This window comes from Nostoc sp. (assembly GCF_036917655.1).
GTDB lineage: Bacteria > Cyanobacteriota > Cyanobacteriia > Cyanobacteriales > Nostocaceae > Nostoc.
In genome coordinates this window covers 24487-36081 of sequence record NZ_JBALCY010000074.1, presented here as the reverse complement: position 1 = coordinate 36081, position 11595 = coordinate 24487, and the positions used below count along the sequence as shown (strand labels likewise).

Genomic DNA, 11595 nt, shown 5'->3' with positions numbered 1-11595 from the left:
GTTACGCCGTAGGCTAACGCACCTTGAATCGTTCACTGTAATATCATCTTTGCATAATTAGTTACAATTCCCACAGTCATTGCACCCCACCCCTCCCCGCTTTTCGGGAGGGGAGACAAAGCACAGCTTTGGCGGGGTGGGGTTCTTGGGGTTTAATAAGTAATCAGGCGGACATGATATAAAGCGATCGCCCATTCTCGACAAAGAGCGATCGCACTACAACATCGGTGAGCGCATTAACAGTGCCTTTGCTGCAAGCCACACAGCATCATCTTTTGCTTCGTTTCGTGGCGGCAACCGTCGATATGCAGTGAACTTATCAGCATCATAAACTTCTGGGTCTGCTCCTGCTTGTAAGAGAAGTTCAATCATTTTTAAATCAAGTCGTTTTGCGGCTTGCCCAAGTGCTGTCATTCCACTCGCCCCGCCAGCATCATTGAGCGTTTTGGTCGCTCCACAACGAAGTAACATTGCTGCTGTGCCGTAGTCCCCTTGTTCAACGCACCAGCGTAATGGTGAGTCACCCTCGCTGCCAACAACGTTCGGATCTGCACCAGCAGCAAGCAACAAGCGAACAGCTTCTATTTGCCCACGGAAAAGTGCCATCAAGAGTGGTGTAGAATCATGATTAGCATCCCAAGTATCAACGGATGCATCATGCCGAAGTAACAAAACTAAGGGTTCCATCTCACCACCATCTTCAAGTTGCTCAATTGCCTCATGTAGCGGTGTCCATCCTGGAGATTCCGGGCGAAGACTGTTTGGATCAGCTCCGTGTGACAGTAATTGTGCGATGGAGTCTAAATTCTGATTTTCGATCGCTTCAAAGAGATCCATTAACATAATTCAAAGATTTGCCATTGGGTGACCTGGTGCACAGTTGACCTTTTCAAGATCCAAACAATGTTGAAGTCCACTTCTAAGTTGTTCCATAACGTCTTTATGGGTTTGATCGGGTTTATTATCAAAACACTGATCCTGGATATCTTGTCTGAGACGCATACATTCCTGCACTGCCTGAATGCGTTTACGAATCTCTGAGCAGGGTCGCCGCGCGAGTTTTTTTCGACTTACTTTGCTGGGGCTACAGCTTTCACCCCCAATCGTATCGCAAAAATCGTGCATCTTTTCTTGCAATGTATCAAGCACCGAATCCTCACACGTCTGGTTTGGATAACGTCGAGGCACAGGAACAGGCACAGGCACAGGGATAGGTTGTGGAACTGGTTTAACTTCAGGTTCTGGGGTTGCTGGGGTATCAGAAGAGATAACAGCACCAACACCAATAATGACTACAGCAGCAACAGCAATACCTAATCCGATAGCCCAACCAGGAGGGCCCGTTACTGCTTCGACGGGTGCAGCTTCGGCATCTGCGACAAGTAACGCAGTTCCCAAGGCAATGAGTTCTTCTCCTCCTGAAAAGCGATTAATACTACCCTTTGGAGAATGTTGGCTGACTGCAACTGATTTGCCAGAAGTTACTACTTCAGCAACTTGGTCTGCTTCGATTTCTGCGGCATTCTGCTGTGAACTAATTGTCAGAGATTTGGTTGCAATACTGATTGGCGCTCGCTGTATGCTTGCAGTTGCACTTGACTGGAAGGAAGACCCAGACACTGCTTGGACTCGATTCGACGCCTCTACCTGGGCTGTTTGCATAGCAGATGGGGTAAACGCTCCTAGAACCTGTTGCTTCAAAGTTTCGTCATCGCTACGGGCAACTGCTCGTAGTTGCTCCAAACCATTAGACAAAGTGCCCAAATGCTGCTGACCTTCTTTTTGCAAAGGTGGATTGTCACTAGACTCAGTACTTGCCTGTGACACTATTTGTTTGTCCGAATGAGTATGCAGTTGTTCTAAACGGGCAATTAAATCTAGAAGTTTTGCGGTGCTGTTGGAGGACTGTGATGCATCACCATTGGAAGGAGTACCAGTTAAAATTTCCTCATTTTCTTTTCTTCTAATTTGATCATCTTCTTCTTGGCAGGTAGTGCATTTTCGTTGTAGGGCTACTGTTTGCTGCACTACATGGGTCAATTCATGGGCAGTCAACTCATTATTACCTGGCGATTTCCCTGCTCCAAAGTAAACATCACTACCATGTGTAAACGCCTGTGCGCCCAACTCCTGGTTCATCTGCACCGCTTCAGTACCCGTATGCACCCGCACCTGACTAAAATCATAACCAAAGCGGGGTTCCATAAAGAAGCGCACGTCACCTGGCAAAGAACTACCGCCACCTTTACTACTATTCAACCGACTCTCAATATTATCCCCAGCCTGCAAGCTGCCATCGGTATAACGTTGCAGCGATGGTTTAGCTTGCAGTTTTTCTTCTTCCTGCTCACACGCTGCACATTTTCGCTGCAAGGAATCTTGTACAGGCTGTACGCTAGGAACCTTAAGTTTATCAGCTATAACCATTCGCATCACCTGATTAGCCACCCGATCTGCTTCCTGCTCATACTGGTCATCCGGTTCTCCAACTGTGAGTTTTGCCTGTGGACGACGCAAGGATATGCGACTAATGTCGTGAGTAAGGGGCTTTTCTTGGATAACTTCTGGTTCCAATAATTGCTCATCAGCAAATTGGGCTTCTTGAAGGTCTGGTGCTACCTCAGTTACTGTTTGGGGCGGGGCAGTATTGATTTGTGAACCAAAGCCGCGGATTGGATTTGCAAGCGTCGGAGTTGTTGGTGAGACAAGCGACGAATTCGTAAAACTTAATGCGGCTGATTTCTGGCCTTGAACGGTGCGTAGACGCAAAGCAGCTTGTATTTGGACATCGCTCATCTCACCCTACCTTGATCAAAAAGGGGATTTTTGAAACAGATTATACAGTTTGTCTAATTGCGATCGCTATCGACTTAAGTGGAAATTATTTTGTCAAGCGATCGCACATCCTCGACAAAGAGCCATCTTTGACGACATAAGGGTTTGAGCGCACGGTTGGCAGTGCCCACCCGACAAAAGAGTTTAGGGATTATGACACTAAGTTCGTCTCATTGCCCATAATAATAAAAGTAACCCTTCAACAATTTCCCGTTGTACTCTATTAGTAAATCGTAACTATATTTTTAACTATGACTACGCAAACACTGCCTCCACCAGAAGTTTATCAAGGTCAGTTTGGGGAATTTACAATTACTCAGAGCGATCGCACTGGCGTAATTATCTACCGGGCTGGGTTAATGGTAGCAGCACTGAGCTTTGCCATCGGCAGCGCTTTGGTTTTGCTCAACAATAACCAGACTGTTTTTACCGCACTTACACCTCTATATGCTTGTTTTAGTCTCGCTCTCGGTGTAAGTTTATTTACCATTCATATCTACATGGCATCACTGCACCGAATATTGCAAATTTTTTGGGCGATCGGTAGTATAGCATCAGTTATTCTGGCAATCTCTAATAGTGAACCTTTGGCTCTCACTGTTTACAATCACCCTATTACCTTATTTGGAGTTGGTTTGATCTTCGTTGCTTTGACAGGTATTTTTTTTAAAGAGGCTTTTTGCTTCAATCGCTTGGAAACCAAAGTATTAACCCTAATAGTCCCGCTACTGTTGTTAGGACATTTGGTGGGAATTCTACCAACTCAGGGGGAAAATGTTTTATTAGGAATTTGGGCAACGTTGTTTTTGGTGTTTGCGCTGCGAAAGACAGTACAAGCAATTCCTGCTGATATTGGAGATAAATCTGTCTTTACCTACTTGAAAGAGCAACGTTTAGCTAAGATTTAATGCAGACCAAAAATCGTCGGCGTCAAAAATTTCCAAAAATCAAACTAATAAAACGCCAAGAAATGTGGACACTTACGGCTCCGGGGTGGGCGATTGCGATCGCTTTGATTGCTTATTTAATATTTTTCACTATTACTCATGTGCACTCATTTCTCGCCGTAACTTCCCCGGTCAAATCAGCAGAAGTATTGGTTGTCGAAGGATGGCTACCAGATTATGCCATACAACAAGCTTTGGCTGAATTTGAAAACGGTTCTTATCGTCTTGTAATTACCACGGGAGGCACAATAGAAAAAGGAAATTATCTTAGCGAATACAAGAACTTTGCAGAAGTATCAGCCGCCACCTTCAAGAAACTCGGTTTAGAATCAGAGAAGGTGGTAGCTGTTCCGACACCTATGGTAATTAAGGATCGTAGTTATGCATCTGCTGCCGAATTTAAGCGCTGGCTATCTAATTCAAATTTAAAGCTACAATCAATTAATCTTTTTTCCTTGGACGTTCACACCCGTAGAAGTTGGTTGCTGTTCAGAAAACTACTTAACCCTAACGTCAAAGTTGGTGCGATCGCTGCTAAAACACAAGATTATGATCCAACCAAATGGTGGGATTCTAGCCAAGGAGTACGCACAATTCTTGATGAAGGTATCGCTTATATTTATGCGCGGTTTTTGAATTGGAAAGCCTAAAAGTGATAATTCGTAATTCGTAATTTGGCAGCGTTATTATGTCCACTAAATTAACCATAATTCTCCTGAACCCCACCCCTTAATCCCCTTCGGGGCCCCCTCTGGGGATTAGGGGCAGGGAGACAAAGCGTCGCTTTGGCGGGGTGGGGTTCTTGGGGTTTAATAAGCAATCAAGCGGACATCATATTACTTACCCAAGATTTGTAATAATGCTTGTCGATAAATTTTTAGACCCTCTGCATTTAAATGGTCGCCATCACTCGTCAAATTCTGTTTAAGAACATTATTTTCATACAATGGTGCTAGTCCTGCGGCTGCAACTGGCACTTTTTCTGTTTCAGCAACTTGATTAATCAGAGCATTAATTTGCTCAACTTTAGGAAGTGGAGCTGATACAGTTGGATCTAAGCTTGCTGCAACTGTTGAATAAAAAGCCGGAATCAGAAAAATCTCTTTATTTCCCATTGTGCGGACAAGTGCGATCGCCTCTTGCAGATTTTTGCTAAACAACTGATCGCTAATTCCATACCAAGCATCATTTCCACCTATGGCAATAATCGCTTTTTCGCATTTCACCTTGGTAGGAATTAAACTTTTGAGTTGTTCCAGTAATGAGATTGTACTTAGACCATTTAATCCAAAATTAAAAGTACCATCCCCAAGAGTATTACCAAGTTCAGCCGAAATAGAATCGCCAAATAAGCAACCTGAGAATTGTTTATCTTGGGCGGCAAATATCTGATATTGTAGTGCAATTTGCCCTAAAGGTGAAGAACTTACATTGTCCTTGGGAGGTGCATCAGCAGAACTAGAAGATGAATTTGCCATGCCAACTAGCTGGGAAAATTTTGACACGTCAAGAACTAGTTGATTACTGGGATAGGCTTCTAGAAAGCTGGTTATTCCTAAACCTTCTGGTGATTTTGCTCCTAAGATAATAGCAGATCGTAGGGCTTGTATACTGCCTTGATCGCGACGGGCGATCGCAGAGCGTGTCGGAAAGACAGTCGCTTGGGAAGCAAAAGATAAAATTTGCTTGCCCATTCCTGTATTTATCAGCTTATCTAAAGCCGCAATATCAAGAGACATTTTCACCTGAAGTGCATCTTGGAACTTCTGTTTATCTTTAGCGCTGAGATAACCTAAGAAAGATTGTAAATCGGCAGAAACCTTTTGTGTCTCGGCATACTTGCGTATATCTGCCACCGGGAGCGATTGCTCAAACAATCCGTACCTGGCAACAATCTTTTCGGCGGCGAAACTGGGCAACAAACCAAAGCCACTATGCAGCAGTAAAAATATTAAGCACCCAGATAGGCATATTAAAAGACGGTAGAAATATTGCATCGCAGAAGATAAAAAGATAGATACTCAATAGTTAATAGTCAAGAGTCAAGAGTCAAAAGTCAAGAGTCAAAAGTCAAGGGTCAAAGGTCAAAGACTCAATTTCTACCTTCAAAGGCTCAACTTCCACCCTCAAAGGCTCAATTTCTACCTTCAAAGGCTCAACTTCCACCCTCAAAGGCTCAACCTTCACCCTCAAAGGCTCAACCTTCACCCTCAAAGGCTCAACTTCCACCCTCAAAGGCTCAACCTTCACCCTCAAAGGCTCAACTTCCACCTTCAAAGGCTCAACCTTCACCCTCAAAGGCTCAACTTCCACCTTCAAAGGCTCAACTTCCATCCTCAAAGGCTCAACTTCTATGTTTTAAGAAACTTTCCCATCTCCCCCACTCCCCTTTTATATCAACAGCCAAACCTAATTTGGGAATACTCAATCCAGTAGGCGTGAGGATGGAACTGTGGTAGAAGAAGGTGCATATTGGCTAGCTTGGACGCAAATTTCTGGAATTGGCCCCGTATTACTGCGACGGCTGCAACAGCATTTTGGCACGCTGGCAACAGCTTGGAACGCTACCAAGGTACAGTTAGGAGAAGTAGAGGGTTTTGGTTTTCAAACACTAGAAAAAGTAGTACAACAGCGATCGCGTTTGCACCCAGAACAACTATTCATCAAACACCAGCAGGAAAATTCCCATTTCTGGACACCAGCAGATGCAGATTATCCGCGCTTACTGCTGGAAACTCCGAGTCCGCCGCCGATTTTATACTATCGTGGTGAAGTCGAACTCCAAGAAAATCTCGGACAAAGACCGATGGTTGGGATTGTCGGAACACGCCAACCCTCAGAATACGGTATCCGTTGGACTCGCCAAATTAGTACAGCTTTGGCTAAAAATGGCTTTACAGTTGTTTCTGGGATGGCAGAGGGAATTGACACAGAAAGCCACATCGCCGCCATAAAAGCAGGTGGACGCACGATCGCAGTTTTGGGGACTGGTATAGATGTCATCTATCCACATAAAAATCGGGATTTGTACAAGCAGATTTTGACGGCTGGGTTAGTCATGAGTGAGTACCCCACGAAAACCCCACCCGATCGCACCCACTTTCCCCGTCGCAACCGAATTATTGCAGGTTTAAGCCGCGCCATCCTGGTAATGGAAGCGCCGTTAAAATCTGGTGCTTTAATAACAGCTACCTACGCCAATGAATTTGGCAGAGATGTCTATGCACTGCCTGGGAGACTGGACGATCATCCATCCCAAGGGTGTTTAAAGTTACTCAGTCAAGGAGCTTCTTTCATTGTTAAAGAACTAGATGAACTGTTAACAATGTTAGGAGCAATACCACAAATTGATGGAGTCGAGGCTTCCACAGTACCAGAACAGTTAAGTTTACCAACTTTGTCGCCAGAATTGCAAACGGTAATGAATGCGTTTTCTTGTGAGGCTTTATCCTTCGATTTTATTGTCCAACAAACCGGCCAGGCTGCTGGCTTAGTTTCCGGTGCCTTGTTACAGTTGGAACTTATGGGTTTAGTTTCACAACTGCCAGGAATGCGGTATCAAAAAAGTTAAGAGCATGGTCTAATTGACAATTAAAAAATTCTTTAATAATAAGAATTCAGGAGTCAGAATTGAGAACTCAGAATAGTTAAAGAATCAGACAAAGATTTAATGAATGAATATCCAAATCATACTAAGGATCGTGGATTAAATAAAATGCAAAACTTCATCCTGTCTCACGATCCCTCTCCTTTATAAGGAGAGGGATTGAGGGTGAGGTAAGCCAGGAACATAAATTGTATGTTAATTAATTTCTGCAAATGTCTAATGCAAAAATGCAAAATTCAAAAATCCCAAATTATCTTGGGGGGTAATATTGCGGATTCATAACTGGAGATTGATAACCGTTTGCCGGTACTGTACCTCCCATACTGTTGGTTGCAGGATTCACAACAGGGGGCTGATAACCATTCATCGGTACAGTGCCTGTCGTACTGTTGGGTGCAGGACTCACAACAGGGGGCTGATAACCATTTGCGGGTATAGTGCTTGTGGTACTGTTGGGTGTAACAGCATTTTGGCTAAACTCTTGGTAGGCAGCACGAGAAATTGAGCTAATCAGTTTTTCGGCGCGAGGGTCGTTATTAGGGCGTTGTACCATGACAGCAGCTATGTAGCGCTTGCCAGTTGGAACAACTATTAAACCTGCATCTGCCAACATTGTGCCAATATCACCCGTTTTGTGGTATACTCTTGCGCCTGTTCCCAAACCCGATGGTAGCAGAGTGTCTCTCTGAGTGCGACGCAAGATATCGAGCATGAGATCGCGTGATGGCATACTCACCAAATTTCCCTGACTCACAATCGCCATCAAATTCCCCAATTCCCTCGAACTAGTGGTGTTTGTCCCTTGCAAATCTGGGAGTTGATTACGAATTGTTGTGTTTGTCAATCCCCAAGTGCGGAAACGCTGGTTTAAAGCATCCATTCCTCCCAATCGGGCAATCAACATATTTGTCGCTGTGTTGTCGCTGATAGTAATCATTTGAGTGGCGACTTCCAAAGCAGCGTACTTGGTTCCAGCTGGTTTGTATTGCAGAGTTCCCGAACCGCCAGCTACCATATCTTGTTGCATGGTCAGCATTTCATCCAGGCGAATTTTCCCTGCATCCACATCCTGGAAAAAGGCAATTAGAATTGGCACTTTAATTGTGCTAGCTGCCGGAAAACTGGTTGAGCCATTGACATCTACATAATTACCAGTATCTAAATCTACTAAGAAAACTCCGGTTGTAAGATTTGGGTTGCTGTCCGCCAAATTTTGCACGGCATTTTTCAAAGGGATAATTTCCTGGGATAGGTATAGGCTAGAAACTGCGGCTGGGGGAGTTTGAGTAGGTTGTGGCTGCGATCGCACCACATTACTATTAGATTGCGGCGTCGAATTTGTGCTGATGCGATTAGCCGGGTCTAATACTGACAACACCGTGCCCACGATTGCACCCATTCCAACACCCACAATCAACAACCGCACAATATATAGTATAGTTTTGGCCATTGGCTTTAACCGCGTTTTGTGCGATGATCGCCGGACTCTTTTTGGCTTTTCCATCCGTACTGATTTGACCATCACAGCACCTGGTCGAAAGGGAGGAATTTTCTCCTTCACACTAGGTATTGGTTTTACAGCCGATGGCATGACTAACCCCGATTTTACCCGACGTGTAGCACCGGGGATTGGGGGAGGACTGATTTGATTTTTTGGGCGTGTTAGCGCCGCTTGCCGTCCATTGGCACCTTGCTGCTGGCTGTTAGCTTTAACTTTCTTCTTTACCACTTTTTGAACTTTTTGTGGACGCTGGCGGCGATTTAAGGGTTGACGCCGCGAGAAAGCTGTTAGTTCGTCACTTGACTCTGACACCGTTACTCCTTGTGACCCACTTGGCTTTTTTCTTGCAGACTCCTGACCCAAAACTTAATCTTTAAGGAATATTAATACTTAAATTCTACTTTGCCGCTATGTAGCATTTTTCTGTTTAGTTTAAGCGTAATTATTTTGGGAGGATGATTGCGTATATATTAAACGAATAATTACAAGTTTTCACCATCCCTCTGGTTTTTAATCGCCCATTCTACCTGCTGCAAAATCCCTCTCAACATGGCTACTTCCCCTGTTTTCAAGTGGGCGCGATTATACAGTTGGCGAAATTTTTCCATGCGACTAGCTGCCGTATGCGGATACACATAACCAATTTTCAATAATAGTGATTCTAATTGCTGGTAATATGCTTCCACAACATCTATTGGTGCAAGTTCAGTTTGGGGTTGGGTCTGAGTATTAAGTTCTTTTACAGATTGTGACAATTCATAACAACAGATTGCCACAGCAGTAGCCAAATTCAGGATTAGATAATCTTGACTTGTGGGAATGCAAACAAACCTCTGAGCATAATTTAATTCTTCATTGCTTAATCCCCGGTCTTCTCTGCCAAAAATAAGTGCTGTGGGTTTTTCTGGTTCCTCCACTAACCAGGGTAGTGCAGTCCGGGGGTTTTCTAAAGGTGTTTGCAAACTCCGAAAGCGACCAGTGGTAGCGATCGCTCTGACACATCCATGCAATGCTTCTGGTAAGGTCGGCACTAATACCGCAGATTCTAAAATTTCCGTAGCATGAACAGCCATCATCAAAGCTTCCGACGATAGCGGATCGCATTGGGGATTTACTAATACTAAATGATCTAGCCCGAAATTTTTCATTACCCTGGCGATCGCTCCGATATTTATCGGCCCAGCTGGTTCTACCAACACAATTCTTAATCCACCCAAGCCCATTTTTTGCCTCCTGCGATCGCACCATAAGATATTTCAAGGAAACTTTTCAGCATTGTGGTTCTGCTGAAAAGTTTCCTTGAAATCATTTTAGCTGTGTCAGGTCTGAACAGTTCAGCGCAATCTCTGCCTTTGAGCTAGTCGTTCGTCGCTATTGATTTGTAGCAATTTAATTGTTGTACGTCCCGTAGGAATTAATCCTACCAGATCCACTTCTAATCATCTTCAAGTGCGAAACTTTACATTCTCAAAGCTTTTAACCACATATAACCAGCTAAAATAACCAACAAACATGTAAATAAATATCTAACTAAATTATCTGACAATTTGGGCAGTAGTCTAGCACCGTAATTTGCACCCAATAACGATCCTACCCCCAACATCAATCCTGGCACTATCAATACATTAGTAGAATCTGCGATTACATAACGACTAACTGCCCATAAAGAAATTAATATAATCGCTCCGTAGCTGGTTTGTACAGATTGTTTGATTGGCATTTTAAGAAGCAGAACTTGTAGGGGAACCATGACAATACCCCCACCTACTCCAAACAAACCAGATAAAGCTCCAGCTATCAGTCCAATGCCTTGAGTTTTGAAAATAGGCGTTTTTAAATTTACCGGGGATTGAGATAATTCAATTAAGTTGGCTTTTTTATCATCTTTTTGAAGTTTGTTTTTTAAGTTAATCAGCCAGATTGCAGTTATCTGAAGAGCGGAAAAACTCAACAATAGCCATTTACTAGGTAAAACGCTAGCTATGCTGACTCCTATTTCAGTTGTGAGCATAGCAGGGAATGTTAATAAAAAAACTGTTTCAAGTTGAAGTGACTTCATTTGCCAATTCTGGATTGTCCCAGAAATTGCGCCAAGGGTAATTGCAACTAAGCTAGTTGCAACAGACTGAATTGGTGACGCTCCAACTGCTGCAAGGGCTGGAACATAAAGTAACCCGCCTCCAATACCCAGGAGGCCAGAAATTATTCCAACAACTATGCCAATCGGAAACAAATATAACACGCTGAAAATACTGCTAACACTTACTTGTGTCATGGTAAAAATCTTTAAAAAAAGAGGAGTATGGGGGATCTGAATCTGCAATTGACAATTTACAGTTCACAATGATTGCTATAAGTAAGTCGGCGAGAAAAATTCCATGTATATGAAGAAATATAAATTGTTCGTAGGGTGTGTTATGCCGTAGGCTAAGGCAGCTTGAATTGTTGACAACACTCAGTCCTGAGTGCTGAGTGCTGAGTGCTGAGTGCTGAGTGCTGAGTAAGTAAAAAAACTACTCAGCACTTATGTACTTGGTACAAGCCCCGCCCCTTGTGGAGCCACTGCGGTCTTGGCTTGTAGCCAAGAGGAGCAAGTGGCGTGGCGGAATCTTCTTGACTCAAGAGGTAGGTTGATACCCCAGCCCTTGCGGGTGGTCTTTTAACTCAGCACTCAGCACTCAGCACTCTTCATGGTGCGGTGCTTG

General features: G+C 43.9%; 11 protein-coding genes. 4 read left to right on the top strand and 7 right to left on the bottom strand.

Annotated features, from left to right (window positions below; all coding sequences use genetic code 11):
- Positions 1–216: 216 nt before the first annotated feature.
- Together V7K30_RS27205 and V7K30_RS27200 are read right to left on the bottom strand one after the other, a co-directional pair.
- Positions 217–843: an ankyrin repeat domain-containing protein gene (locus V7K30_RS27205; RefSeq protein WP_335004671.1), complete on the bottom strand. Its 627-nt coding sequence runs from the start codon at positions 841–843 to the stop codon at positions 217–219.
- A 3-nt stretch (positions 844–846) separates the two neighbouring features.
- A complete protein-coding gene (locus tag V7K30_RS27200; RefSeq protein WP_335004669.1) occupies positions 847–2796 on the bottom strand; it encodes an eCIS core domain-containing protein in 1950 nt (649 codons plus the stop codon).
- A gap of 11 nt (positions 2797–2807) precedes the next feature.
- Between V7K30_RS27200 and V7K30_RS27195 the strand changes: the two genes are divergently transcribed.
- From V7K30_RS27195 to V7K30_RS27185, 3 genes are all read left to right on the top strand, one after another.
- Positions 2808–2936 (top strand): hypothetical protein, encoded by a 129-nt coding sequence (locus V7K30_RS27195; RefSeq protein ID WP_335004667.1) that lies wholly within the window; start codon positions 2808–2810, stop codon positions 2934–2936.
- Between the two features lie 150 nt (positions 2937–3086).
- Positions 3087–3743: a DUF2301 domain-containing membrane protein gene (locus tag V7K30_RS27190; RefSeq protein ID WP_335004665.1), complete on the top strand. Its 657-nt coding sequence runs from the start codon at positions 3087–3089 to the stop codon at positions 3741–3743.
- Positions 3743–4432, top strand: a complete 690-nt coding sequence (locus V7K30_RS27185; RefSeq protein WP_335004663.1) for an ElyC/SanA/YdcF family protein — start codon at positions 3743–3745, stop codon at positions 4430–4432. Before V7K30_RS27190 ends, V7K30_RS27185 begins: the two co-directional genes overlap by 1 nt.
- 186 nt (positions 4433–4618) lie before the next feature.
- On the opposite strand, the gene V7K30_RS27180 is transcribed toward V7K30_RS27185, so the two are convergent.
- Positions 4619–5779 carry an alpha/beta hydrolase gene (locus tag V7K30_RS27180; RefSeq protein ID WP_335004661.1) on the bottom strand — a complete coding sequence of 387 codons (1161 nt, stop codon included), beginning with the start codon at positions 5777–5779 and terminating at the stop codon, positions 4619–4621.
- A 73-nt stretch (positions 5780–5852) separates the two neighbouring features.
- Entirely contained in the window at positions 5853–6116 is a 264-nt protein-coding gene (locus V7K30_RS27175) for a hypothetical protein (protein ID WP_335004659.1), read from the bottom strand.
- 118 nt (positions 6117–6234) lie between these two features.
- Here V7K30_RS27175 and dprA point away from each other — a divergent pair, with 118 nt between their 5' ends.
- Positions 6235–7353, top strand: a complete 1119-nt coding sequence (dprA, locus tag V7K30_RS27170) for a DNA-processing protein DprA (RefSeq protein ID WP_335004658.1) — start codon at positions 6235–6237, stop codon at positions 7351–7353.
- A gap of 286 nt (positions 7354–7639) precedes the next feature.
- Here dprA and V7K30_RS27165 read toward each other — a convergent pair whose 3' ends face one another.
- The 3 genes from V7K30_RS27165 to V7K30_RS27155 all read right to left on the bottom strand — a co-directional run bounded on the left by V7K30_RS27165 (position 7640) and on the right by V7K30_RS27155 (position 11165).
- Positions 7640–9202: a serine hydrolase gene (locus V7K30_RS27165; protein ID WP_335004656.1), complete on the bottom strand. Its 1563-nt coding sequence runs from the start codon at positions 9200–9202 to the stop codon at positions 7640–7642.
- A gap of 170 nt (positions 9203–9372) precedes the next feature.
- Positions 9373–10113: an RNA methyltransferase gene (locus tag V7K30_RS27160; protein ID WP_335004654.1), complete on the bottom strand. Its 741-nt coding sequence runs from the start codon at positions 10111–10113 to the stop codon at positions 9373–9375.
- Positions 10114–10349: 236 nt separating this feature from the next.
- Positions 10350–11165, bottom strand: coding sequence for a sulfite exporter TauE/SafE family protein (locus V7K30_RS27155; protein WP_335004653.1), 816 nt, complete (start codon positions 11163–11165; stop codon positions 10350–10352).
- Positions 11166–11595: the final 430 nt, after the last annotated feature.